We start from the raw sequence: 26,221 nt of genomic DNA, 5'->3' as shown, positions 1-26,221 counted from the left end.
CCTTAATTATTTTAATTAATTAAGGGCTCTCTTTGTCTTTTCATCGTTGACTCTCAGATAACATCTTCCGACAGAGAGGAAGGGCTTAGAACCGAGATACTATACGATTTACTTTGATAATTTGAAATGAGTGCTACTTAAGGGAGGTGATGCGGTGGACATTTATTTAGACTCATGTAAGACTGCAGGTTATGAAAAAGCGACTTAATTTTGAGGAGGATGAACTATATGAAAATGATTAGAGCAATTGTAAGACCCGATAAAACTGAGGCTGTGTCTGAAGCCCTAGCACAGGCCGGAATGCCTTCGCTGACAAAAATGCACGTTTTTGGTCGCGGCAGAACTAAAGGGATTCGAATTGGGGATGTGGTTTATGATGAGTTTCCCAAAACTTTGCTGCTCATGGTTGTTGAAGATGAAAAGTTGGATGAGGCTATAAGTGTCATTCTGGAGAGTGCCAAAACAGGAACCATGGGAGATGGAAAAATCTTTGTGACGGAAGTGGAAGAGGCTTATACCGTAAGTAAAGGGACAAAGGGGTTGTAACGATGAAGGAAATAATGATGGTGATTCGACGTCATCAGGTACCGGCGACAAAAAAGGCTTTTGAGGATGCAGGCTTCCCTGCTTTGACCATACAAAGCGTTGAGGGTCGAGGGAAGCAGGGGGGCATCGGGGGATGGGCAGCTGAGATTGATCCTGAATTGAATTCGGTGATGGGCGGTGAAAACACTGATGAGCCCAGATTCCATTGGATACCCAAACGGTTATTAACCCTTGTGGTTCAGGACGATCAAGTAGAAGATGCCGTCGGCGTGATCATTAAAGCTAATCAGACGGGGCACATGGGGGATGGTAAGATCTTCGTCTGTCCATTGAAAGAGGTTGTTCGGGTTCGCACGGGGGAAGTGGGAAAAGAAGCAGTTGTTTAGATCGATATATAAGTTACTCAGAAATTTGATTAGGTAAGTTAAGGAGATGTATTGATATGAGACAAATCGCGATATACGGCAAAGGCGGTATCGGAAAATCGACCACAACCCAAAACACGGTCGTCGCACTGGCTGAAATGGGCAGGAAGATTACGATTGTCGGCTGTGACCCTAAAGCAGATTCCACACGTTTGATTATGCACACTAAAGCCCAAGCAACGGTTATGGACTTAGCTCGTGAAAGAGGGACTGTCGAAGATCTAGAACTGGATGAGGTTTTGATGCAAGGGTTTTTAGGCGTTAAATGTGCAGAATCCGGTGGTCCGGAACCGGGTGTCGGTTGTGCCGGCCGTGGGGTAATCACAGCCATTAACTTCCTGGAGGAAAACGGGGCGTATACAGAGGATACGGATTATGTGTTCTACGATGTTTTAGGGGACGTAGTTTGCGGCGGATTTGCCATGCCGATCCGCGAGAATAAAGCCAAGGAAATCTACATTGTTGCCTCGGGAGAAATGATGGCCATGTATGCAGCCAATAACATTTCGAGAGGAATCTTAAAATACGCGACAACTGGGACTGTTCGTCTGGGTGGTTTGATTTGTAACAGTCGCCAAACAGACAAAGAACTTGAATTAATGGAAGCTTTGGCCAAAAAAATTAATACTCAGCTGATTCACTTCATCCCCCGGGATAACGAGGTCCAACGCGCTGAATTGCGTAAAATGACCGTTATCGAATATAACCGAACCCATAAACAAGCTGATGAATATCGAACATTAGCCAAAAAAATTGAAGACAATAAAATGATGACCATTCCGACTCCGATCTCAATGGAGGAGCTAGAAGAATTATTGATGGAATACGGAATCATGGAAATGTAAGATCCGCTAGTTATAGGATTATTGAGGGGGGACAGCGTTGTGAGCACAAAGGAAACAATTGAATTCAGAAAACAAGTCGTGGAAGATGTCTTGGAGATTTACCCGGAAAAGGCCAAAAAGAATCGGAGACAACATATTGCGGTCAAAGATAGTGAGTGTGCCAGTTGCGCAGTCAAATCCAATGCGAAAACAGTTCCCGGGATCATGACCGCACGGGGATGTGCTTACGCTGGAGCTAAAGGGGTTGTCTGGGGTCCGGTCAAGGATGTTGTGCATATCTCCCATGGACCGGTAGGGTGTGGCTATTATTCTTGGGGCAACCGCCGGAACTTAGCAGATGGAGAAATCGGCGTTGACAACTTTGTGCCTTTTCTCTTCACCTCGGACTTCCAAGAAAGCGATATTATTTACGGCGGAGATAAAAAGCTTGAGAAAATAATCAGTGAGGTTGTGGGGCTTTTCCCGAACGCCAAAGGAGTTTCTGTTTTATCAGAATGTCCTGTCGGACTGATTGGAGACGACATTGAAAGTGTCGCTCGCCGCATGAGCGAGAAAATTGAACTTCCGGTCATCCCGGTTCGTTGTGAAGGATTTAGGGGAATAAGCCAGTCTTTGGGCCATCATATTGCGAATGATGCCATTCGGGATCATCTGATAGGTAAAGGTCCGGCCAGAGAAATCGGAAAATACGATATTGGAATTATTGGGGATTACAATATTGGCGGAGATGCCTGGGCCAGTAAAAAAATTCTGGAGGAGATGGGTTTAAAGGTTGTCAATATTTGGACGGGCGACTCCACCCTGGAAATGCTTCAGAATGGACATCTTGTCAAGCTTAATTTAATCCACTGCTTCAGAAGTATGAATTACATTGCAAAACACATGGAAGAAACCTATGGAACTCCTTGGATCGAATTTAATTTCTTCGGACCCACTAAAATTAAGGAATCAATTCTAAAAATTGCTGCCCAATTTGATGACTATATTATGGAAAAAGCCTTAAAAGTGATTGAGAAATATACAGCACCAATGCAGAAAGTGATCGATATCTACCGCCCGCGCCTGGAAGGAAAAAGCGTCATGCTTTATGTAGGAGGTCTTCGACCGAGACACATTGTAGGAGCATATGAAGATTTGGGCATGGAGGTTATCGGAACAGGCTATGAATTTGCTCATAATGAAGATTACGAGAAAACCATTCCTGCCTTAAAAGAAGGAACGTTGATTTATGACGATGTAACAGCTTTAGAGCTCGAGGAGTTCGTAAAGAAGCTCAAGCCTGACTTAGTTGGATCAGGAATCAAAGAGAAGTATGTCTTTGAAAAAATGGGTCTTCCCTTCCGTCAAATGCACTCTTGGGATTATTCGGGTCCGTATCACGGATACGAAGGATTCCCTATCTTTGCTCGGGATATGGATATGGCCATTAACAGCCCAACCTGGAAATCTATCAAAGCTCCTTGGTCAAAATAAATCGGGCAGAAAGGATGTCACACAATGGAAACTTGTACTAAGGTAACAAAAGAATGGCTGAATACTCAAGAATACCGAGAAAAGAATTTTGCCCGTGAAAAACTGGTCATTAATCCGGCTAAAGCTTGCCAACCCCTGGGCGCCTTGCTTTGTGCCTTAGGAATCGAAGCAAGCCTCCCCTTTGTTCATGGTTCACAAGGATGCGCCGCTTATTTTCGCAGTACCCTCTCCCGCCATTACAGGGAACCGGTCGCAGCAGTATCTGATTCGATGACTGAGGATTCTGCGGTATTTGGCGGACAGTCTAATCTCATTGAAGGTTTGAAGAATGCTAATGCACTTTACAGCCCAAAGGTGATCGCTATGTTCACCAGCTGTATGGCTGAAGTCATTGGGGACGATATCAATGCTTATTTAGGCAATGCCAAAGAACAAGAAGCGATTCCCAAAGATCTTCCCGTAGCCTTGGCTAACACCCCGAGTTTTAAGGGGTCGCATATAACTGGGTATGACACCATGCTCAAAGGTCTCATAGAATGTTTAGCTGTGCCCAGACAGGAAGATAAAATCAACGACCGACTTTATGTCGTTCCTGGTTTTGACACGTATACCGCCAATCTTCGTGAATATAAACGACTGCTGAAAGTGATGGAGGCACCTTTTACCCTGTTGCCTGACCAGAGTGATGTTCTGGATGCTCCTAATTTGGGAACCTACGAATTGTATCCCGGGGGAACACCTATTACAGAAATGAAGGAAGCTCTAAACGCTGGAAGTTTCCTATTCGCACAGACTTACGCTACTCCCACAACTCGTAAATATCTGGCCGGCAAGGAAGTCCCAGTCGAAGTGATTTCCATGCCCATCGGGATCGGGGGCACGGACAAATTCATAGAAGCCGTCGCCAAATTCACGGGGAAAGAGGTACAGAAGGAAATTACTATTGAACGAGGACGTTCCATCGATGCCATGACGGATGCCCATCAATATATTCATGGTAAGAAATTTGCACTGTTTGGTGATCCGGATGTTTTGATGGGAGTCGTTTCATTCTTGCTGGAAATGGGAGGAGAACCGGTTCACATCGTTTGCACAAATTCCACCCCATTATTTAAGAAAGCCATGGAAAGTATGCTGGAGGCAAGTCCTTATGGTCAAGGAGCCACTCTTTATGCGGGCAAAGACCTTTGGCATCTCAGATCCCTTTTGGTTACGGAACCAGTCGATATGTTAATTGGGGACTCCCATGGTAAATGGGCTGCCCGCGACGCCAATATTCCGCTGGTCAGAATAGGTTTCCCTATCACGGATCGGGTGAATCTCCATCGTTATCCCATCATCGGGTATTCCGGAGTTATTAATATGATAACCATGATCGTAAATACGTTTTTGGAGGAAGTCGACAGGAATTCCCCAGAGGCATACTTTGAAATGATGCGTTAAAGAAGGGAGGGGTCTTTGTGTTTACCAATCTTACAAAATTGGATCTCAAAGATAAAGAATGCATGTCGGATGCCGGTTCGCCTAAATTATGCATGAAGGCCCTGCCCGGCGAAGGTGCAGAAAGAAGTTGCGCTTATGACGGGGCGCGAGTTGTGCTCATGCCAATTACTGACGTAGCCCACCTTGTTCATGGACCGATTGCCTGTGCCGGGAACTCTTGGGATAACAGAGGAGCTCGCTCCTCCGGTTCCCAACTGTACCGACGGGGACTGACCACAGATATCATGGAAAATGATGTAATCTACGGCGGAGAGATTAAGCTTAAAAAGTCTATCTTGGAAATCGCGGCGAGACATAATCCGAAAGCAATCTTTGTCTATGCAACCTGTGTCTCTTCATTAATAGGGGATGACGTGGAGAAGGTTTGCAGGGAAGCGGAAGCTGAACTGACTATTCCGGTGATTGCCGTTAATTGTCCCGGCTTTTTGGGAGATAAGAATATTGGAAATCGTATTGCGGGGGAGGTCTTATATGATCGGGTTATAGGGAGCGCTGCCGGTTCGGATGAGAAAATACCCCTTTCCATTAACCTGATCGGAGAATATAACATTGCCGGAGATCTTTGGGGGGTTTTACCCGATTTAAAAAACTTAGGAATTACCCTTCAAACAGCTATTACCGGGGATGCCAAATTTGATGACTTGCGTTCAGCTCACAGAGCCAGTCTTAATGTGCTTATCTGCTCTAAAAGCTTGACCAACTTAGTCCGGAAAATGGAAATTCGCTATGGCATACCCTTTATGGAAGGCTCATTTTACGGGATTCATGACACCTCTGAAACACTGGTCAAGATTGCCAAAGCACTGGGAGATCCTGATTTAGTGGAGAGAACCTTGGTCTATGTTCAAAAGAAGGAAGAGGAAACGCGTAAAACCATTGCGGGTTACAAAAAGTTACTTGAGAATAAACAGGCCATCTTGTTCACGGGTGGGGTTAAAACCTGGTCGATGGTGTCCACCTTGGCCGAATTAGGGATCAATATCTTAGCAGGGGGAACACAGAACTCGACACCAGAAGATTTCCAGCGTATGAAAGAATTGATGGATCCTTCGGCCCAGATCATCGAAGACACAAGTTCAGCGGGATTTCTCAAGATTATTGCTGAGAAAAAACCGGACCTGATCGTAGCCGGAGGGAAAACAAAGTATCTGGCTCATAAAACAAGAACTCCCTTTTTGGATATCAACCATGGACGAAAACTTCCTTATGCAGGTTATCAGGGGATGATTACCTTCGCAGAGACCTTAGCTCGCACAGTGCTTAGTCCTGTTTGGGGACATTTAAAACGGGAATTCCCGCCAAGAGAGGGTGAACTAGATGACTAAGCTAAGACATTATAATGGGAACCCTCAGAAAAACAGCCCTGCATTAGGAGCCACTCTGGCCTTTCTGGGTGTCAATGGACTTCTGGCATTACTTCATGGCTCTCAAGGATGTTCGTCATTTATTCGCTTACAGCTTTCCAGGCATTATAAGGAACCCATTCCCCTTAATTCAACCGCTTTATTGGAGGAGTCAGTTATTTTTGGGGGGTGGGATCATCTTAAGAAAGGAATTGCCGTGGCGGCGGATAAATACAAGCCTCAAATTATTGGAGTTATGAGTTCGGGTCTCACGGAAACCTATGGAGATGACATGGTAAGTGCTCTGGCCAGTTTGCGTTTAGAACGCCCGGATTTAGAGGATCTGCCAGTGGTGCTGGCCAGTACACCAGACTATATCGGTTCTATGCAAGAGGGTTATCAGCGAACGGTGGAGGCTCTGCTCATGACCTTAGCCGGACAGACCAACAAGACTAAGTCCCTGGGACTTGCGGATTCTAACGATGCTCCTTCTGTTGCCCTCTTGCCTGGTTGTCATTTAACGCCTGGGGATGTGGATGAACTAAAAGAGATTGTCAAGAGCTTCGGATATAGGGTGATTACGGTTCCGGATCTTTCGATTTCATTGGATGGTCATGCTGAACTGGAGGCTGCACCGGTGGTACAAGGAGGAACGCTGATCGAAGAGTTTCAGCGCTTGCCGGAATGTAAGGCTTGCTTTTCCTTTGGGCAAAGTATGGAAAAAGCCGGAGAATTCCTGAAGAAAACTTACCAGATCCCTCATTTTAATATTCCATCATTAACCGGTTTGACTGCAACAGATACCTTCATCTTAACCTTGGCTAAGATATCGGGTAAGACGATACCGGAAAGGCTTTTGCGCCAAAGAAGCCGTTTATTGGATACCCTGGCAGATTATCATGACCAACTTGGCGGTCAAAAGATTGCCATAGCCCTAGAGATGGATCTTTTGTACAGTCTGGGTTCATGCTTGGTCGAGGTTGGTTCGGAAATTTCTGTAGCCTTGTCGGCATCCCAAGGAAGCGGTAATACCTTATCTTTACCTTTTCCTGTAGAAGTAGGTGACCTGGAGATGCTGGAGGAAAGGGCCGCAGATTGTGATTTGATCATTGCCAATTCCAACGGACGTCAAGCTGCAGGGATGCTCAAAGTTCCTCATCTCCGAGCGGGGTTACCAGTTTTTGATCGTGCCGGTTATCCACAAAAACGTTGGATTGGGTATGAAGGTACTCAGCAGTTTTTGTTTGATATGTTAAATTCACTGAGTTAGAGAGCCGACCCTTCAAATTCCCTTGTTTCCATAGGGGTAGATCTGATAATGGCTTATTACCAAAAGGCGTTAATAGCACTGGCTGATGCTAATGATTGGGGGAAAAAGAGATCTTTAGAGATTAAAAGGAGGTATTAGTATGCTGGTAGCCTTTGCTAGTAGCGACGGAAAAACCATTGACTCGCATTTTGCCTCATCTCCTTCATTTGAGATGTATAAATTCACGGACGAACCTCAAGAGATTATCCATACATCCCTTGCCGCTGAAGATATGGAGGAATCCGAAGATAAAGTTGATGTGCGAATTAAGATGCTTAAGAAGTGTGCCATTGTGTACTGCACCCAGATCGGCGGTCCTGCGGCAGCTCGGTTAGTACAAAGCGGTATTCATCCTTTAAAAGTACCGGAAGGAACGAATATTGATGATGAACTTGACAGACTGAATAAATTGCTGCAATCCAAAAAGCTGCCGCCTTGGTTAATGAAGAAACTCGGAAAAAGTGCCAGGGCTGAGGCTGTTACAAGTATTAAGTTTTTCTAAATAAAGTTTTCTGGAAATTAAAGTTTTTTAAAGGATCGAAGCCTGAGAAAGTGCGGAGAAATCGAAGTGACGCAGGGATCAGCTAGAAGGAGGATGGATAAAATTGAGTGACGTTTTAGTATATAAAACCTATGGGGGATTACCCTGGACTCCCAAGTTTGTAGATGAGATTAATAAAGCTTTGTGCCTGGGATGTGGACGTTGTGTGAAATTGTGTGTCCAGGAATGCTTAGGGCTGGAAAGTTTCGAAGATGATGAGGGGACCGAACGGCATGTTGCTAAGATTTCCAATAAGGATCAATGCATTGGTTGCCAATCTTGTGGTAGGATCTGCGTTCGCCGTGCCTATACGTTTAAGGCAAAATTAGCTTGATTTTGTGAGGGACATTCGCGTGCATGTGTGTACTTTTGGATTTAGAAAAACAAATAAGAATGAACGAGGGAGAGATTAATATGCATCGAGAATGTAATCATGCGAGTATAACCGGATCAAATTTAAATCAAGGACATCCCTGCTTCTCAACTTCCGGGCATGGAAAAACCGGACGAATCCATTTAGCAGTAGCGCCCGAGTGTAATATATCTTGCAATTATTGTGTGCGCAAATTTGATTGTGCCAACGAATCTCGTCCGGGAGTGACCAGTAAGGTGATTAACTCTAGTGAAGCAATTGAAACAGTCCTAAAGGCAAAATCCTCTGCTATAGGATCTCAACTGACTGTTGTAGGAATTGCGGGCCCTGGAGAACCCTTAGCTAATGAGGAGACCTTTCAATCTCTGAGAAAGGTAAAAGAGCACTTTCCGGAAATGATTCTTTGCCTGAGTACCAATGGACTTCTCTTACCGGAAAAGCTCGCAGAATTGGTGGATATAGGAGTTTCCCACGTTACAGTAACGATCAATACACTCGACTCGCAAGTAGGTGCTAAGATATATAGTCATGTTCGCTGGGAAGGAAAAACTATGATTGGTCCTGAGGGGACAAGGATTCTGATAAATAATCAATTGCTGGGGCTTGAGCAAGCGTCAAAGGCCGGAATGACGGTGAAAGTCAATACTGTGGTTATTCCTGGGGTCAATGAACATCTGTTATATAGTTTAGCGTTGGAAGTTAAAAAACGAGGAGCGCATATTCACAATTTATTGCCTTTAATTCCTCAAGGGAAACTCGCTCACACAATGGCTCCACCCAAAGAGCTGATTAAAAACTACCGAAGCGTTCTGAGCTCAATTCTTCCCCAAATGATGCATTGTCAACAATGCCGAGCTGACGCAATTGGTTTGGTCTGATGATAAGAAAGGGGTTAAAGTTAAGATGGCGCAACGGGTTTTATTATGCGATACAACCCTAAGGGATGGAGAGCAAGCTCCCGGAGTTTCCTTCGGTTGGCCAGAGAAAGAAATGATTGCCCGGGCCTTGGTGGACGCTGGGATTGATGAGTTGGAAGTAGGAGTACCTGCCATGGGTGGTGCCGAAGCAAAGAAAATTTCTCAGTTGGTCGCTCTAAAGTTGCCAGTTCGGTTAATCACCTGGAATCGAGTCGTTTTATCGGATCTTTTGGCAAGTTATCGAACTGGGGTCGAGGGAGTTGCCATTTGCATTCCCACCTCTGAACAGCAAATTAAGCATAAGTTAAATAAGGATCAGGGCTGGCTTCTTGATCAGATGGGCCAATGTGTGCGCAATGCCAAGCAAGAAGTCGGCTATATCGTTCTTGGCCTGGAAGACGCCAGCCGAGCAGATTTAAACTTTGTTAAAGAGATTATTTTGGAAGCTCAAAAATTAGGGGTTGATAGAATTCGATTTTCTGACACCATGGGTATCCTTGAGCCTCTGCAGGTTTTCTTTACGTTACAAGAATTAGCAAAGCTATCGAGGATTCCGTTAGAACTTCATGCTCATAACGACTTAGGAATGGCGACGGCTAATTCTCTGGCAGCGGTTCAGGCGGGCTTTAAAGCGGTAAGTGTTACGGTAGGAGGCTTAGGAGAGAGAACTGGCAATGCTGCCCTCGAAGAAGTTGCGGTTGCTCTGAAATATTGTCTCAAGCAAGAGGTGCGACTTGATCTTAAACGCTTAAATTCAATTGCTTCAATAGTAAGTGCAGCATCTGACCGTAGGATTCCTCGGGCAAAACCGATTATTGGATCTGATGTATTTACTCATACGTCTGCTATTCACATTGATGGGATACAGAAGGACTATGCTAACTATCAAACTTTTCCGCCGGAGAGCGTAGGCAGGAAGCACTCAACTGCCTTTGGCAAGCATACCAAGTCTAAGAACGTTGTAAGGCTGCTCAAATCAAGAGGTATGGACTGTGATCAAGACACGGTTAAAGAACTGTTAGGTAAAGCCCTTGATAGAATTCAGCAACTCAATAGGCCCCTGGAGGAAGAAGAATTCTTAGGAATTGTGTTAAGCTCATGATTGATCAAAAGAAACGACAAAAACCTTCTTTTAAGCAAATTGCTTGAAAAGAAGGTTTTTGTCATTTGGCGTAGAATTGGAGGGATTGGATTACCTAACCGAAGAGAGGATACATAATGTATTTAGATTGGTTTCAATTAGTTTTGATCTATATTGTTACTAATTCAGCATCTAAGGTTATTCAAAAGCAGGTGTTGAAGGATCAAGAGGTTGATCCTGCCGCCTTCAGTGCGTTTTTTCTTTTCGTTGTCGGAGTTTTGAGCATTCCCCTCCTAATGGTGGAGAAGCCTAGTATCGCGAGCAGTCCGGAACTGTGGTTGGTTGTAATACTATCAAGTGTTTTTTATATGGTGTGTATGTTTTTATATTATAATGCCTTAAAGAGTACGGAGGTCAGCCAGGTTGAAACCATTGCCACAACACGATCAATTTGGTTTTTAGTGTTTGGAATTTTTCTCTTTGGGGAATCCGTCAATTTAAGTAGCTTCCTGGGCATTGCCCTTATTTTCGGGGGCTTAATTGTGATATATTGGGACAAAGGGAGCTTTAAGGACTTTGGAAAACCTCACCTCTACACCCTAATCTACTCTCTTTTAATTAGTGCTTCGTATGCATTGGATAAGATTGCCCTGAACTCTTTCTCGGTGGTCTTATATCAAGTGGTTGTCTACATAATTCCAGCAATCTTTACGGTGATTTTTATTCCTAAGACGTTTGGAAATCTGAGATATTTTATAAAACCGCAAAAAAGCACCTTAATTGTGCTCATAAGCGCTGTCTTCCAAATGATTTCTACCTTGGCACTATATGCAGCCTATAAATACGGCGGAGACCTTTCAGTGGTTGGACCCTTAGCCCAAACCTCGACGGTTCTAACAATAATTGTCGGCATCGTTATTCTCAAAGAGAGATGGAATTTGAAACGTAAAATCATTGGAGTTATACTTGTCTTGGTTGGGGTCGCCCTGCTTAAGCTTTCTGTATAAATATGAAGAAATGGACTGCCTTTTCTCTAAGGTCATAAAAAGGGCAGTATTTATATAGATACATAAGACATCAAAGGAATAAGCTTTGGTTATATTTGCAGATATAAGAACTAAGGCTGAAACTTAGGTTGGAGTAAAAAACCTATAATTATAGAGAGGGGTCAAGAATAAATGGGAAAACTCGTAGAATGTGTACCGAATTTTAGTGAGGGGCGCCGTCCGGAAGTAATAGAAGCTATCGTTGAGGAGGTTAAAAAGGTCAAGGGGGTAAAACTTCTTGACGTTAAGCCTGACGCCAGTCATAATCGAACCGTCGTAACCTTCGTAGGGGAACCCCAAAGTGTTAAACTTGCCGCCTTTAATGCCTGTGCCAAGGCGTGTGAATTGATTGACATGGAGCAACAACAAGGAGGGCATCCGCGGGTTGGAGCAACGGATGTCATTCCCTTTATTCCTGTTAAAGAGGTTAGCATGGAAGAATGTGTTCAGCTGGCCAATGAACTGGGTTCTGAGATTGCAGGCAAGCTGGATATCCCTGTTTATTTGTATGAGGAAGCAGCTAAAGTACCGAACAGAAAAAGGCTGCCTGATGTTAGGAAAGGCGAGTATGAGGGGTTAAAGGCTGAAATAAGTAACCCTGAACGACATCCTGATTACGGCCAACCTAAAATGCATCCTACGGCCGGTGCTACCGTGGTTGGTGCACGGCAATTCTTGGTGGCTTACAATATTAATCTGGGCACGAATGACCTCAGTATTGCGAAAAGAATTGCTGATTCCATCCGTGAAGTCAAGGGAGGATTTAAGTATGTTCGAGCGATGGGAGTAATGCTGGAGGATCGAGATGTTGCCCAAGTGTCTATTAATATGGTTAATTATACAGGCACTCCCCTGTTCCGGGTTTTCGAGACAGTGAAATCCGAGGCAGCTCGGTATGGTGTGAGTATTATTGGCAGTGAATTAGTGGGGGTGACTCCTTTGCAGGCGCTCCTGGATGTGGCTGAGTTTTATCTGCGTTTAGAAAACTTTGACCGCAAGCAAGTTTTTGAAGAGAATTTGGTTGAAGACTAATATCGAACTGGAATAAAGGGGGTAAATTTATGTTGATTAACAAGACTGTGAGCGGATTTGTGGAAGAGTTAGCGAGTAATTCCCCGGCTCCCGGCGGAGGGAGTGCGGCGGCTCTTGCCGGATCATTAGGGGCAGCCTTGAGTATCATGGTTTGTAATTTTACAGAAGGTAAACCTAAGTTTAGCAGTGTCCAAGACGAGATTTCCGAAATTAAGCAAAAAGGGCTGGCCTTAAAAAATGATTTAATGGATTATATTGATGGGGACACGGATTCCTTTGTAGAGGTCATGAAGGCTTATAAATTACCGAAGGAAACGGATGCTGAGAAAACTCTAAGGTCAGAAAAGATACAAGAGGCTACAATACAGGCAACCCTTCTGCCCCTTAAAGTAGCTGAGTCTTGTGTTGAGGTCTTGAAACTTTCGCTCAGAGTCTTAACAATCGGCAACCCTAACACGGCCTGTGATGCGGCGGTTTCCGGGGTAACGGCTTATGCAGGTTTTCAAGGGGCGATATTCAACGTTAAGATTAATTTAGGTTCCATAAATGATGAGACATTTCTTAAAAATATTCGGGAAAAGATCGTGGTGTTACAAGAAGACGCCGATAAATATAATCAGCTGATTTTAGCGCGAGCTCAAGAGGTCATTGGTTAAGATAGATGTAATGGTAGAGCATCGGCCCCTCGGAAAGCGTCAGGGGGATGGGGTTATTGACACCACGCATTCCCGTTAATAACCCCGTCCCCTTGTCATTCACGGTTCTATGCCAAGTTTGATTTTACCCAAGCATCCCATTCGGAAGGCCCCGAAACCCAAATGAACTAGCCTTCTCTTTTTAAGCGAAACATAACCTGAACAATCGAGATATCAGATGGACCTGATTTATAATAACTAGAAAAGTAAACATTACTTGCATTTGCACCATAACTCATTGCATTGCCGTAATTACTCCAAGAAGAAGATGAGCCAGTATTTAATGAATCAAATCCACCCCAACAATACGGAATACCCGCGGCTCTGTAAGGAATATTTCCGGAACTCAGCCAATCCAGGTATGTAACTCCAGACATTGTCAGAATCATTTCCCGTTGTTTGAGCGTATGATTTTGTTGGGACGAAAATTTCGACCCCGTTGGCGAGGTGAAAGCTGAGTCACAGAGTAATGATTCTCAAACGCCCCAATCATGTATAACCCACGGAGATTGTTCAGTTTCTTTAATTAAAATATAATCCCAGTCTTTTTTGTTAGTTCCTTCTGTAAAAGTTACATGAAGACACATAGATTTATATGGGTCTTTTCCGTAATTGGATTTATAACTACTTGGGGGGATATTAGCTTTAAGATATTTACCCGGATACGCAATAGTATCAATTTCAAGGTTAGAATTAAAATTACCAATGTTGTCTTTATTATAAAGTCCATTTTTATACATTCCTAATGTTTTATTTAAATCTTCCAAATTCCTGCTTTTTAAGGCGTTAACATAATCCCTAATCACTTGTTTCCCTTCATTAATATCTTCCGTTGTAATTTTTTGATCAGGAACAGGTAAGCTGTTAATATTTTCAGTATTTTGAAATTGAGAACATCCAATTACGTTGAAAGATAAAATTAGCAGGAATGCCATCAATAAAATTCTTTTCATGATTATTATCAATTCCTTTCTGTAAAAAAATGGAACGGAATTGTTGTATATACACAGAATCAATTCCGTTTTCATAAAAATATTTTAAATTAACTGCTAAAATTGGCATTTTTAAAGGACATTTTTCTAAGATAACAATTATTGCCACCCTTTGATGTAATAAGTTCCCAAAGGTTTCTATTATACATATCACCTGTGTGTTGAGACACTAGTACTTGGTTATATTCCGTTGTAGACGAATCTAAGCTATACGTAACAAATACCGAATGAGTATAATTCCCAGAACTACCAGTTCTAGCCTGTATTGCATTTCCATAATATATGCTACTCGGTGAAAGGTTATAGTACGGTTGATCATTATTTAATCCTGTTGCTCTTGGACCGTTTCCGGTATTTGTAGTAGCATAGCTCCATAGATTAGTAACACTTTCCCAATTAGGTACGCCTCCACCTGTACCAGCTTGCCATACATTGTTAACCATTCTTACCCTATTGTTAATATTGTTTTTGGTTTGTGTATCATTTCCTTCAACATATCCCCCGTAACCAGCCCAAATACATTGGGATACGAAATTAGTACAATCATTCTCACTAGGTGTATATGCAGTGTAAAAGAACCTATCTGATTCATCAGCTTCAGCAAATCTTTGTGCCCAATTACGAGCAAGCATTCTATTAAATGAATAAGTTGAATTAACCCCAAGAGGCATTACTTCGTTTGATGAGGTTGTACTATCTGCTGGATTATTCTCACTATTTAGTGAGTTACCAGAGATATATTTTACAGTATCTCGAATTTCTTGTGACTTTTCTTCTGCCGTTTTATTAATTGCATCTATTTTGCTTATTTTGGAAGAAGAAACTTTTTCTTCAACAGATTTTTTAAAATTATCGAATTCATCAAAATTTGAATCGATTGAAATTATTTTATACTCATCATTTTCATGAATCAAGCTAAACTTATAATTAATATTCCCTATTGATGATTTTGCATCTGGTGTTGATGAATATACATAATCACAACTCATTAAAAGATTCACATTAACAGTATCATTTAAATAAGAGATATTCTGATAATCTAGAGTAACTTTAAATGTGGTATAGCTTAATCGAACTAATTTATTTGCCTCAACAGAAAGTTCATGCATTTTTTTATATAATAAGGTATTTTCATTATCTTCAACAAGATTATCCGAATTGACAACTTCAAGAGTTTGATATGATTTAAAATAATTATCAAAATACTGTGAAATTACATGTTTGACTGGATCTCCGGCATATAGTGCATTTTCATTAACTGTCGCCGCTAAAGTATTAGGTACAATGCTGAAAATTAATAGCATAACTACTATTACATATACAGGAATATCTTTTCTAACTTTCATTAAAATCAACCTCTCTTAAATTAATTTTAATTCTTTTTTCCTAATACCAATAACTTGAACCTGTGTAAGAAGTCTGCTCTACCAAGACATCATTCTGATAGACTGCTCCGGTTGAAACCAGGCGGTAATTATAACCACTCACTAAATACCACTTTTGATTCAGATAGCCGCTGTTGCTGTAAGAATTACTCGTCCAGCTTTTGACTGTCTGCCAACTTCCATCGATATATTGTTGAATGCAGGCATTAATGACCACTTTGTTTATGTTGCTGCGGGCATAAAGGCTTGTATCAAATTGAGCTAGTCCGCTGCCGGAAATTTCAAAGGAATTTGTGAATTCCGTGATGCTTACCCATAATGGCCCTCTTTCTGAGTTGGTTACTCGATTTGTCCCAAGGGCAAACGCCTGCATGGGAGCCAGGCAAAGAATTAAAAGTGACAGGACGAGTACTGTTGCTCTCTTTCTCATAAAAATCACCTCCCTTCATTTATCCCTACATCCAGATAAACGAAAGAAGGCAGCTTTTTGTTACACTTTTATTGGGAAAATATTCATTTATTTTTTACTTATACTTTCAGCCATTTTAATAATCTCTGCTTTATCTACTTCTCCTATAAGGGAAAACAGAAATTCTCCCTTCCAGACAATACTGACAAGTCCTTGTTTCTCGGCTAAAAGTGCATCGTTGTTGTGTATCAAAATATTTTCTACAATAGCACCTTCTGTATCTACTCTTAAGTCTGTATCGCTACTTCTATACTGGGTGAATCGAATGGTTTGGCCTTGCTCATTTGTATAATAAATAGCATTTAACAGTTCACGTTCTTCTGTTTTAACAATTTTAAAACCAGGAGGAATATAGTTGGGAACATATCCACTCCAGTTAGGCAGCACTTGCTCGTTACCCGGTTTCGTTTGACCGTTATTTTCATCTTTCGTTTGAATGCTGGTGTATTGATTCTGGATATTCAGAATGATATTTAATGCTTTCACTCTTAAAGCTTGAACACTAGTTACGACTATAGCAAAACTTCCTAACAAGACCAGCAAAAAGATCGCTGCTTTTGGCAGGAACCTGACGGTTTCTTTTCTTGTTTTCTTAAATGTTTCTTTTCTGTCATGCCTGGCAATCAGCTTCTTCATTCTCCGGTCAAATTCGGGTGAAATAGCAAAATCAGGAGCAGGATCATCCTCAATCGGATTCTCAGCGATTATGTTTTCGACATGACAGGCAGCCGCATATTCGAAGAGTGCTTCCAGTATTTTTTCCTTAGCTTGCACTTTCGCTGATTCTTGTTCAGTCATGATTTTTCGCCTCCTGTTCCTGAGATAATAATTTGATCAGACTCTTTCTGGCCCGGTGAAGCCGTGTTCGAGTGTTTTCGGGTGTGATGTTTAAAATCTGGGATATTTCCTCATCTCCATAGTGATAAAAAAATTTGAGCGCAAGAATATCGGCGTAAGACGGATGCAATTCCTTAATTTTTTCTGCCACTCTGGTAAAAGCTTCATTATTCATTAGAATTTCTTCAACACTTGGTCCCGATTCTGATAAATCTTCTTCAATGTCTTCGATAGAAACACTGTATTGCTTCTTCCTCAGTCGATAGATATCAATGGAAACGTTTCTAACAATAATAACGAATAAAGCCCTTATTTTATTACAGTCAGGTCCGATAATTTTTTCGAGATTATTGGTAATATTGATAAAAGCTTCCTGAACAGCGTCCTGAGCCAGATGTTCATCTTTTAATATCCTATATGCAACCTTATACATCCAAGAAGCATGTTCTTTGTACAAAGCTTCTAGTCTGCTACGGTTTTCTATATTTTGTATCGCTGCCAAAATAATTAACATACACTTTCTCCTCATTAGAATATAGAACTAAAATCTATTTCTTCCTTGGCAAATACAAACCATCATGTGGTGATTACGTTAATGTATCTAAATTTAAATAGATAGTCTAAAGTGCCTTTTTGTGAAAGTGAAATCCCTCAGAGTTGATATATTATAGCACATAATCAATATCGCTTCTTTTTCTACCATCTATTTTCCTTGCGAAGATATCTCGTTTTATTAAGGTCCGCAGTGCTCCTTTTACAGTGCGTCCAGGTTAATTCCCTAGCGATGGCACCAATAGCCCCGGACACCATTTACTGTCCTTGTCAGCCATATCCCAGAGGTCCATATAGATAGCCGCAGCCCGGTGCAGCAGGACAGAGGAATATAGCGAAGTAAAATATAACATAGCTATTATTTGCCTTCACTTCTCCTGTATTTTCGTCCAACAAATCGCCACTTATAGGCTTCACGACCATTACATACCGTAGTTGATTTATGAGTTATCCCTAAAAAATGATTAACCCTACATAATTGTGCAAGAAGTGTCGGATGGATGCATTCGATTTCTGCTATTCTATTTACGACAGGAGGGTCAGATAAATGGACTTGCTAAGTAGAATGAATGGTGCCTTAAACTATATTGAAGAAAATATTAACGATAATATTGACTTTAAAGAAGTAGCAAGGCGGGCCTATTGCTCTGAGTATCATTTTAAACGGATGTTTTCTTTTCTTGCAGGTGTGACGCTGTCGGAGTACATCCGTCGCAGACGACTTACTCTTGCAGCCTTTGAGCTAAATAATATGAACCTAAAGATCATTGATATTGCGGTTAAATATGGATACAGCTCAGCAGACTCTTTCACAAGAGCTTTTCAAAGTTTGCATGGTGTAACACCGTCAGAAGCCAGAAATAATGGCCAATCACTAAAAGCCTATCCACCAATGACCTTCCAGTTGTCAATTAAAGGAGGAATTGAAATGAACTATCGAATTGAAGAAAAAGAGGCATTTCATATAGTGGGTCTGATGAAAAGGGTTCCCATTATTTTCAATGGAGTGAACCCAGAGATCGCTTCGATGTGGGGGAGTTTAACAGGGGAGTTGATCGCTCAACTAAAGGGACTCTCTAACGTAGAGCCTATGGGGATGCTCAGTGCATCCACAAACTTCTCGGAAGGGCGAATGGAGGAAAAGGGAGAGCTTGATCATTATATCGGGGTAGCAACTGATAAGGAGTGTCCAGATAACCTGACCAAGCTTGAAGTTCCCGCTTCAACATGGGCTGTATTCGAAGCCGTTGGACCATTTCCAGACACTTTGCAAAATGTCTGGGGACGCATCTATTCCGAATGGTTTCCGTCTTCAAACTATGAACAAACGGAAGGGCCTGAAATCTTATGGAATGAGCACAAAGATGTTACTTCACCAACGTTTAGAAGTGAGATATGGATACCTGTTTTGAAACGGAAGTAATAAGGATTATGGAAATCTACCAGTATGGTAGTAATAGAGCGCATAAGTATTGGGGTGCCAGAGGGTACCCCTTTTTTGTACTAGACTTTTCCTAAGAACACTTTCATGATGACAATATCAGAGATCAGCAACATGTTGAGTAAGGAATTCTTGCGAAATTCCCCCTTAAGCTGTTATACTTAGTATTTAGAATATCTAAGTTTGCTAACTTAAAACTTGATTATAGAAATGAGGACAGGACCTTGGCACAGGCGTCACAACTTATCCGCAATTTTTCAATTATTGCACATATCGATCATGGCAAATCTACTTTAGCGGACCGGCTGATTGAATATACCGGGGCCTTGAGTAAACGAGAAATGGAAGCGCAAGTTCTTGATTCTATGGATTTAGAACGTGAACGTGGGATTACGATTAAACTGCAGGCCGTGCGGTTAAATTATCAGGCTCATGATGGGAAAATTTATGAGCTTAATCTGATTGATACGCCGGGTCACGTCGATTTTACCTATGAGGTATCTCGCAGTTTAGCAGCCTGTGAAGGCGCCCTGTTGGTTGTCGATTCGGTTCAAGGAATTGAGGCCCAGACCTTGGCTAATGTTTATTTAGCTTTAGATAATAATCTGGAGCTGATTTCGGTTATTAATAAGATCGACCTTCCCAGTGCGGAGCCTGAGCGGGTTAAACAGGAAATTGAAGATGTCATTGGTTTAGATGCCAGTGAGGCTATTCTGGCTTCGGCAAAGACAGGCGTAGGAATTGAAGAGATCCTGGAGAGGATCGTGGCTATGGTTCCCCCCCCAAAAGGAGATGATGAGGCACCTCTGAAGGCCTTGATCTTCGACTCGAAATTTGACGCTTATAAAGGTGCTATTTCCTATGTCAGGATTGTAGAGGGACGAGTTACTAAAGGTACGACGATGAAAATGATGTCGAGTGGAAAAACCTTTGAAGTAACTGAGGTAGGAGTGTTTGCTCCTTCGATGCGTATTGTCGAAGAGCTTAGAGCCGGTCAAGTCGGATTTATCTGTGCAAGTATCAAAAATGTCAAGGATACACAGGTTGGAGATACGATTACGGATGCAGATAACCCTGCTGATAAAGCGCTGCCCGGCTACAGGAAGGCCACTCCCATGGTGTTTTGTGGACTGTATCCAGTGGAGGCGAGCGATTATAATCGGCTTCGCGATTCCTTGGAAAAGCTCCATCTCAACGATGCAAGTCTAATTTTTGAGCCGGAAACCTCAATTGCTTTGGGCTTTGGTTTTCGGTGCGGATTTCTCGGCTTACTCCATATGGAGATTATTCAGGAACGGTTGGAGCGGGAATATGACCTCAATTTGATCACCACGGCACCCAGCGTAATTTATAAGGTGACCACATTAAAAGGGGAAGTTTTAAACATCGATAACCCCTCAAATCTCCCCACGGTGGATCAAATTGTCAGTATAGAAGAGCCCATTGTTAATGCCACGATTTTGGTTCCGTCTGAGTATGTGGGGGCGATCATGGAGCTTAATCAAGAAAAGCGCGGAACCTATTCTGCTATGGACTATGTGTCTAAGAGTCGGGTGAAACTGATTTATGAACTTCCATTGAGTGAGATCGTTTTCGATTACTTTGATCAATTAAAGTCACGAACTAAAGGATATGCTTCTCTAGACTATGAGCTGTCGGGTTATAAGGAAACGGATCTGGTCAAGATAGACGTCCTTTTGAATGGGGAAATGGTGGATGCGCTTTCATTTATCGTTCACCGAGCAAAGTCTTATAATCGGGGAAGAAAGCTTGTTGAGAAACTGCGCGGCATCATCCCCAGACAGATGTTTGAAATTCCGATCCAGTCTGTGATCGGGAATAAAGTTATTGCTCGGGAGACGGTTAATGCCATGAGAAAAGATGTCTTGTCTAAATGTTACGGGGGAGATATCTCCCGTAAACGAAAACTGCTCGAGAAACAAAAGGCCGGCAAAAAGCGTATGAAGCAAGTAGGTAGCGTGGAAATACCACAGGACGCTTTTATGGCGGTATTGCAGATCGAGGACTAATGGTCGAGGAATCGATAAGCCAAGAGGTCTGTTAGTCGAAGAATCTATGATAAGGTATGCCTACTAGGCAGCATAAAAAAACAAGGGAAAGAGTGTATATTCCTATGCCGTCTTTATACGTTCACGTTCCGTTTTGTTTCCAAAAATGCGATTACTGTGCTTTTTATTCTCATTCCCTGATAGATTCCCCCAAGGATTTTATCTCCGTGTATTTAGAGGGTTTAGAAATAGAGATGGCAAAGATGCAAAAAGATGCCCCTCAAGGGGTGTCTTCTCTTTTTATTGGTGGGGGGACTCCAACTGTATTGAAGGAGACCGATCTAGAACGCTTACTTAAGATGATTCAACGGTATTTTCCCATGGACTTGGGAGTGGAGCAAACGATGGAAGGGAATCCGGGGACTATTACGGAGGAGAAGGCCAAACTGATAAGGAGTCAGGGAATTAACCGATTTTCCCTGGGGATCCAGTCTTTTAATGACCAATTGTTAAACGCAGTGGGGCGAATTCATACTGCTAAGCAAGCTCGTGAAGCCATCCGACGATTGAGAGAGGCAGGGTTTAAGAATCTTAATCTGGATTTGATGTTCGGGCTTCCCGGCCAAACTATGGAGTTATGGCAGGCTTCTCTGGAAGAAGCACTCTCCTATTCCCCTGAACACCTGTCCCTCTATGGGTTAATGCTAGAAGAGGAAACGCCGCTTTATGAACGATACGCAGGAAAAACCAGTGGGGAACGTCCAACCGGCGCAGTGCAGGTTGATTTACTTCCGGATGGGGACCTGCAGGCAGAGATGTATGAATGGGCTGTGATGCGATTAAGAGAAGCGGGATACAGGCAATATGAAACCTCAAATTTTGCGCGTCCCGGTTATGAATGTCAACATAACTTAGGGTACTGGCGCGGGGCAGATTATATAGGCCTTGGCCCGGGAGGGGTATCTTGTTTGAACAGGGTGCGCTGGAAAAACATCGAAGAAGTACATGCTTATGATAACCTGTTGCGCAAGGGGCAGAGCCCTCTGGATGAGTTAGGGAAAGAGGTTTTATCTTTGCGCGAGTGTATGGCAGAGCGCATGATTTTGGGCTTGCGTCTCGAGGAGGGAGTCAATTTTAAGACATTTGAAAAGGATTTTGGAGCGGATCTTAGGGATATTTACAGATCTGTTTTGGAACGCTATAAAAATGAGGATGTTTTCATCATAGTCAAGGGTGACTATTTATGCTTAAATCCCAAATATGCTTTTGTAGCAAACTCTATCTTACAAGAATTTGTTTAAGCCCTTTTATGTGAGACTAATATCTTTAAAATGATTCTTGACAAAGCGAAAATGACGTGGTAATGTGAAGACATCAACTGTTAGCACTCATCGACGGAGAGTGCTAACAACGAAAAACATAGCTTGATTGTTGTTGAGTATCTAGGTACTTTAGATGGGAATCAGTTAAGAAAGCGGGGGAGCATGTATGCAAATGGATGAACGCAAACGAAAAATATTACGAGCGATAGTTCAGGATTATATTGCTACCGCCGAACCGATTGGTTCTCGAACGATTGCCCGTAAGTTTGATCTGGGTGTATCCTCAGCTACTATCCGAAATGAAATGGCTGACTTAGAAGATTTGGGGTTTATTGAACAACCGTATACTTCTGCAGGGCGAATTCCTTCGGATGCAGGGTATCGATACTTTGTGGATTGTCTGATGGATCCTCAAGTACTTAATCCTGAGGATATGGAGATAATCGAGCGTGAGAGTACGAAAAGAATCAATGAACTCCAGGAAGTCATAGCTCATACCAGCAAATTATTATCTGAGCTGACAAACTTAACGAGTCTTGTTCTAGGACCACATAAAGGGAAGAGTACTTTCGGAAAAATGCATTTTCTGCCGTATCAACCGGGTCAGGTTATTATGGTGATTGTCAAAGAAAATGGCGTGGTGGAAAATCATATTATTGATGTCGGCGAGAATCTGACGGCGGAAGAACTGCAGCAAGTGGCTGGAGTCTTTAACCAGAAAATGCGCGGGTATTCCATAGGTCAGGTTAAACGCAGTATGCTTCATGAAATCTATAGTGAGTTGTCAAGGCAAAGACTCCTTATAGATAACGCTTTAGATATGTTAAGAGCTATATTGGATGATAACGAGGAAGAAGAGCGCATCCATCTCGGGGGAACTCTCAATATGCTCAATCAACCGGAATTCAAGGATTTGAGCAAAGTTAAAACCTTGTTCAAAGTTTTTGAAGAGAACGAGTCCTTGAAAAAAGTATTAACCCCCCGCCAGGAAGGACTAAATGTGACTATTGGTGGAGAAAATACATTGAAGGAATTTCGTGATTGCAGCATAATCTCTGCAACTTATAAAGTAAATGGATTAATGATCGGGGCGGTGGGCGTACTTGGGCCAACCCGTATGGATTACGCCAAAGTCATTGCTATTGTTGATTTTATGACACGAAGTTTGACGGAAGTTTTAACGAAGCGCAGGCGGTGACGAGGGTCACGAAGGCTGGGCGGGAGCTGGGAACGACGGGGAATGGGTTATTGTTTGATATGCGGTGACTGAGCCTTTTGGTTCATTCTATATAAATAAAAAAACTTATGATGATTAAGTTGCGAGAGGTGATTATGCATGGCGCGAATGAGAGAAGAAACTCTCAGAGGCCGAAAGCTTAGCACGGATGAGGACCAAGTGGGGGATGCGCAAGAGCGTGACCTTGAGAATCCTCCGGGAGAAGATAGTCTGGGTAGCGATGATATGAGTCCTTTAGAAAAAATTATGACGCTAGAGGCGGAGCTTGCCCAAGCCAAAGCTAAAGCAGATGAGCATTACGATCATTTGTTAAGATTACAGGCCGAATTCGATAATTATCGAAAACGGACGCAGAAGGAAAAAACAGATATCATTAAATATGCGTCTGAACGTCTTGTAGTTGAGTTGCTCCCTGTTCTGGACAATTTTGAACGGGCAGCGAGTTCAGCTCAATTAAACCCTGATTTTAATGCTTTTTCTCAAGGGGTGGATATGATTTTTCGCCAATTGCAAACTGCCCTCAATAAGGAAGGACTCAAGGTGATCGAGGCTACTGGGCAACCTTTTGACCCGAATCTTCATGATGCAGTGCTCCGAGTTGAGTCTGATGAACATCCTGAAAATACTGTCGTAGAGGAACTGCAAAAAGGGTATTACCTTAAAGAAAAAGTTTTACGTCCCAGCATGGTAAAAGTTTCGAACTAGTTAAAGGAGGAAGATTATAATGGGTAAAATTATTGGTATTGACTTAGGTACAACTAACTCTTGCGTGTCAGTTATGGAAGGTGGAGAAGCTGTTGTCATTCCTAATGCGGAAGGAAACCGTACAACTCCATCCGTCGTTGGTTTTTCTAAATCTGGTGAGCGACTAGTCGGACAGGTGGCTAAACGCCAATCCGTATCTAATCCTGATAAAACTGTCAGTTCCATTAAACGTCACATGGGCACAGATTACAAAGTGAAAATTGATGATAAAACATATAGCCCTCAAGAAATTTCTGCAATGGTTCTCCAAAAACTCAAAACAGATGCTGAAGCTTATATCGGGCAACCGGTTACTCAAGCGGTCATTACAGTACCTGCTTATTTTACAGATGCCCAACGCCAAGCTACTAAAGATGCCGGTTCCATTGCGGGACTTGAAGTCCTTCGGATTATCAACGAGCCTACGGCTGCGGCCCTTGCCTATGGTCTTGACAAAAAGGATGATTCAACGGTTTTGGTGTATGACTTGGGAGGCGGTACCTTTGATGTATCAATTCTCGAATTAAGCCAAGGTATGGTTGAAGTGAAAGCTACAAGTGGGAATAATAACCTGGGTGGAGACGATTTTGACCAACGCTTAATTGATTATATGGTAGCAGAATACAAGAAAAGTCATGGCGCAGATCTCTCCAAAGACCGGGTTGCTCTCCAACGCTTAAAAGAAGCGGCAGAAAAAGCTAAGATTGAGCTTTCTGGTGTTACAAATTCCAACGTGAACCTTCCGTTTATCACAATGACGGAAGAAGGACCTCAACATTTGGATATGAATATTTCTCGAGCTAAATTTGAAGAAATCACTTCGGAACTTGTAGAATCCACCATTGGACCTACACGCCAAGCAATTGAAGATGCTAAACTGTCTTGGAACCAAATTGATCAAATTATTTTAGTGGGTGGATCTACTCGTATTCCAGCAGTTGTAGAAGCTATTAAGAAATTAAGCGGTAAAGATCCTCATAAAGGTGTTAACCCGGATGAAGTGGTTGCCATGGGTGCGGCTATTCAAGGGGGCGTGCTCAGTGGTGAAGTTAAGGATATGATCTTGTTGGATGTTACTCCGCTCTCCTTAGGGATTGAAACCCTTGGTGGAGTATTTACCCGGATCATTGATCGTAACTCGACCATCCCGACCACGAAATCCCAGACATTCTCAACCGCTGCCGACAATCAAACCTCTGTTGACATTCATGTGCTCCAAGGAGAACGTGAGATGGCAAGCTACAATAAGACTCTGGGACGTTTCCAATTGACAGGAATTCCTCCTGCACCACGGGGTATTCCACAAATCGAAGTCAAATTTGATATCGATGCCAACGGTATTGTTCACGTTTCGGCTAAAGATGTGGCTACTGGAAACGAACAAAAAGTGACAATTACTTCTTCTACAGGTCTTTCTAAAGAAGACATCGAGAAAATGAAGCAAGATGCTGAAGCTCACGCAGAAGAAGATAAGAAACACAGAGAGTTAATCGATGCTAAGAACCAAGCGGATTCGCTAGGCTACCAAACAGAGAAAACTCTGAAGGAATTTGAAGGTAAGGGTGATGCTGCCGAAGTTGAAAGCATCAAGAAGGCGCTGGAAGAGCTGAAAACAGCGGGTGCTGGTGAAAGCGTTGAAGAGATTAATGCTAAAACTGAAGCTTTGAATAAAGTTCTTCATCCTTATATTGAAAAAATGTATCAACAACAAGCGGCTCAAGACCCAAATGCTGGGGCACAACCTGAAGCTGAGCCTTCTAAAAAAGATGATGATGTTGTGGATGCTGAGTTCACTGAAGTGAAGAAGGATCTGTAGACCGACGAGGGTGGGCTGGAGCGAAATTGCTCCGCTCACCAAGGCGCCGTCGCTATCACGCTTGATTACGAGGCGAGCTTAGGCAAACCTCAGGGCTTACTGCATGTGCGTCGCTCCTTGCCATCCTTGGCACCGCGACATCAGTCCATCCATGGACAAGTCCGGTGCCACGCTGGCGCCTCGTAATGTAAGCGCGATTGATCGCGACTCTGCTTAATGGATTCGCTCCGCAAGTTCACTCCAGCCTGCTGGGGTCGACGGGAGCAGGAACGACGAAGGTCTGGCCGA

The 26,221-nt window shown here is 42.7% G+C and carries 26 protein-coding genes; 20 read left to right on the top strand and 6 right to left on the bottom strand.

The genetic code is table 11. The annotated features are described in order from the left end of the window. The first annotated feature begins 228 nt into the window (after positions 1-228). The 14 genes from M8E35_RS05845 (at position 229) to M8E35_RS05780 (ending at position 13,090) form a co-directional block, all read left to right on the top strand. Positions 229-546, top strand: coding sequence for a P-II family nitrogen regulator (locus tag M8E35_RS05845; RefSeq protein ID WP_073028691.1), 318 nt, complete (start codon positions 229-231; stop codon positions 544-546). Positions 547-548: 2 nt separating this feature from the next. Then, on the top strand, positions 549-932 hold the full coding sequence (locus M8E35_RS05840) for a P-II family nitrogen regulator (protein ID WP_073028689.1): 384 nt from the start codon (positions 549-551) through the stop codon (positions 930-932). A 56-nt stretch (positions 933-988) separates the two neighbouring features. Then, entirely contained in the window at positions 989-1,816 is an 828-nt protein-coding gene (gene nifH, locus M8E35_RS05835) for a nitrogenase iron protein (protein ID WP_073028688.1), read from the top strand. 39 nt (positions 1,817-1,855) lie between these two features. Beyond that, positions 1,856-3,289 (top strand): nitrogenase molybdenum-iron protein alpha chain, encoded by a 1,434-nt coding sequence (nifD, locus tag M8E35_RS05830; RefSeq protein ID WP_252467887.1) that lies wholly within the window; start codon positions 1,856-1,858, stop codon positions 3,287-3,289. A 24-nt stretch (positions 3,290-3,313) separates the two neighbouring features. Beyond that, complete coding sequence (gene nifK, locus M8E35_RS05825) at positions 3,314-4,732, top strand: nitrogenase molybdenum-iron protein subunit beta (protein WP_252467886.1); 1,419 nt, start codon at positions 3,314-3,316, stop codon at positions 4,730-4,732. A 17-nt stretch (positions 4,733-4,749) separates the two neighbouring features. Then, positions 4,750-6,117, top strand: a complete 1,368-nt coding sequence (nifE, locus tag M8E35_RS05820; protein WP_252467885.1) for a nitrogenase iron-molybdenum cofactor biosynthesis protein NifE — start codon at positions 4,750-4,752, stop codon at positions 6,115-6,117. Further along, on the top strand, positions 6,110-7,405 hold the full coding sequence (gene nifN / locus M8E35_RS05815; RefSeq protein ID WP_252467884.1) for a nitrogenase iron-molybdenum cofactor biosynthesis protein NifN: 1,296 nt from the start codon (positions 6,110-6,112) through the stop codon (positions 7,403-7,405). The genes nifE and nifN overlap by 8 nt, the downstream gene beginning before the upstream one ends. A 139-nt stretch (positions 7,406-7,544) precedes the next feature. Then, positions 7,545-7,946, top strand: a complete 402-nt coding sequence (locus tag M8E35_RS05810; protein ID WP_252467883.1) for a NifB/NifX family molybdenum-iron cluster-binding protein — start codon at positions 7,545-7,547, stop codon at positions 7,944-7,946. Positions 7,947-8,049: 103 nt separating this feature from the next. Next, a complete protein-coding gene (locus tag M8E35_RS05805) occupies positions 8,050-8,319 on the top strand; it encodes a 4Fe-4S dicluster domain-containing protein (RefSeq protein ID WP_252467882.1) in 270 nt (89 codons plus the stop codon). Between the two features lie 80 nt (positions 8,320-8,399). Beyond that, positions 8,400-9,236 carry a radical SAM protein gene (locus M8E35_RS05800; protein ID WP_252467881.1) on the top strand — a complete coding sequence of 279 codons (837 nt, stop codon included), beginning with the start codon at positions 8,400-8,402 and terminating at the stop codon, positions 9,234-9,236. Positions 9,237-9,261: 25 nt separating this feature from the next. Next, entirely contained in the window at positions 9,262-10,377 is a 1,116-nt protein-coding gene (locus M8E35_RS05795; RefSeq protein ID WP_252467880.1) for a hydroxymethylglutaryl-CoA lyase-like TIM-barrel protein, read from the top strand. Positions 10,378-10,493: 116 nt separating this feature from the next. Then, positions 10,494-11,363 carry a DMT family transporter gene (locus tag M8E35_RS05790; RefSeq protein WP_252467879.1) on the top strand — a complete coding sequence of 290 codons (870 nt, stop codon included), beginning with the start codon at positions 10,494-10,496 and terminating at the stop codon, positions 11,361-11,363. A gap of 171 nt (positions 11,364-11,534) precedes the next feature. After that, complete coding sequence (ftcD, locus tag M8E35_RS05785; RefSeq protein ID WP_252467878.1) at positions 11,535-12,434, top strand: glutamate formimidoyltransferase; 900 nt, start codon at positions 11,535-11,537, stop codon at positions 12,432-12,434. 29 nt (positions 12,435-12,463) lie between these two features. Further along, a complete protein-coding gene (locus M8E35_RS05780; protein WP_252467877.1) occupies positions 12,464-13,090 on the top strand; it encodes a cyclodeaminase/cyclohydrolase family protein in 627 nt (208 codons plus the stop codon). Positions 13,091-13,257: 167 nt separating this feature from the next. On the opposite strand, the gene M8E35_RS05775 is transcribed toward M8E35_RS05780, so the two are convergent. From M8E35_RS05775 to M8E35_RS05750, 6 genes are all read right to left on the bottom strand, one after another. Further along, on the bottom strand, positions 13,258-13,506 hold the full coding sequence (locus tag M8E35_RS05775; RefSeq protein WP_252467876.1) for a hypothetical protein: 249 nt from the start codon (positions 13,504-13,506) through the stop codon (positions 13,258-13,260). A 99-nt stretch (positions 13,507-13,605) separates the two neighbouring features. Further along, on the bottom strand, positions 13,606-14,082 hold the full coding sequence (locus M8E35_RS05770; RefSeq protein WP_252467875.1) for a DUF4829 domain-containing protein: 477 nt from the start codon (positions 14,080-14,082) through the stop codon (positions 13,606-13,608). Between the two features lie 89 nt (positions 14,083-14,171). After that, positions 14,172-15,467, bottom strand: coding sequence for an amidase domain-containing protein (locus M8E35_RS05765; protein WP_252467874.1), 1,296 nt, complete (start codon positions 15,465-15,467; stop codon positions 14,172-14,174). A gap of 40 nt (positions 15,468-15,507) precedes the next feature. Further along, entirely contained in the window at positions 15,508-15,936 is a 429-nt protein-coding gene (locus tag M8E35_RS05760) for a hypothetical protein (protein ID WP_252467873.1), read from the bottom strand. Positions 15,937-16,023: 87 nt separating this feature from the next. Continuing rightward, entirely contained in the window at positions 16,024-16,773 is a 750-nt protein-coding gene (locus tag M8E35_RS05755; protein WP_252467872.1) for a DUF4367 domain-containing protein, read from the bottom strand. Continuing rightward, positions 16,766-17,326, bottom strand: coding sequence for an RNA polymerase sigma factor (locus tag M8E35_RS05750; protein WP_252467871.1), 561 nt, complete (start codon positions 17,324-17,326; stop codon positions 16,766-16,768). The genes M8E35_RS05755 and M8E35_RS05750 overlap by 8 nt, the downstream gene beginning before the upstream one ends. Before the next feature lie 585 nt (positions 17,327-17,911). Here M8E35_RS05750 and M8E35_RS05740 point away from each other — a divergent pair. The 6 genes from M8E35_RS05740 (at position 17,912) to dnaK (ending at position 25,933) form a co-directional block, all read left to right on the top strand. Then, positions 17,912-18,787, top strand: coding sequence for an AraC family transcriptional regulator (locus tag M8E35_RS05740; protein WP_252467870.1), 876 nt, complete (start codon positions 17,912-17,914; stop codon positions 18,785-18,787). A 242-nt stretch (positions 18,788-19,029) separates the two neighbouring features. Beyond that, positions 19,030-20,835, top strand: coding sequence for a translation elongation factor 4 (lepA, locus tag M8E35_RS05735; protein ID WP_229245584.1), 1,806 nt, complete (start codon positions 19,030-19,032; stop codon positions 20,833-20,835). 104 nt (positions 20,836-20,939) lie between these two features. Then, the gene (hemW, locus tag M8E35_RS05730) at positions 20,940-22,115 is read left to right on the top strand and encodes a radical SAM family heme chaperone HemW (RefSeq protein ID WP_252467869.1); all 1,176 of its coding nucleotides are present in this window, start codon (positions 20,940-20,942) and stop codon (positions 22,113-22,115) included. Positions 22,116-22,302: 187 nt separating this feature from the next. Then, entirely contained in the window at positions 22,303-23,334 is a 1,032-nt protein-coding gene (gene hrcA / locus M8E35_RS05725) for a heat-inducible transcriptional repressor HrcA (protein ID WP_073028660.1), read from the top strand. Positions 23,335-23,472: 138 nt separating this feature from the next. Next, complete coding sequence (gene grpE / locus M8E35_RS05720) at positions 23,473-24,078, top strand: nucleotide exchange factor GrpE (protein WP_252467868.1); 606 nt, start codon at positions 23,473-23,475, stop codon at positions 24,076-24,078. A gap of 19 nt (positions 24,079-24,097) precedes the next feature. Continuing rightward, positions 24,098-25,933: a molecular chaperone DnaK gene (gene dnaK, locus M8E35_RS05715; protein ID WP_252467867.1), complete on the top strand. Its 1,836-nt coding sequence runs from the start codon at positions 24,098-24,100 to the stop codon at positions 25,931-25,933. The last annotated feature ends 288 nt before the right edge of the window (positions 25,934-26,221 follow it).

The sequence above is a fragment of the Desulfosporosinus nitroreducens genome, assembly GCF_023897015.1.
Classification (GTDB): Bacteria; Bacillota; Desulfitobacteriia; order Desulfitobacteriales; family Desulfitobacteriaceae; genus Desulfosporosinus; species Desulfosporosinus nitroreducens.
Note: the sequence above shows the minus strand (reverse complement) of the source record. Positions and strands in the feature narration are given on the sequence as shown.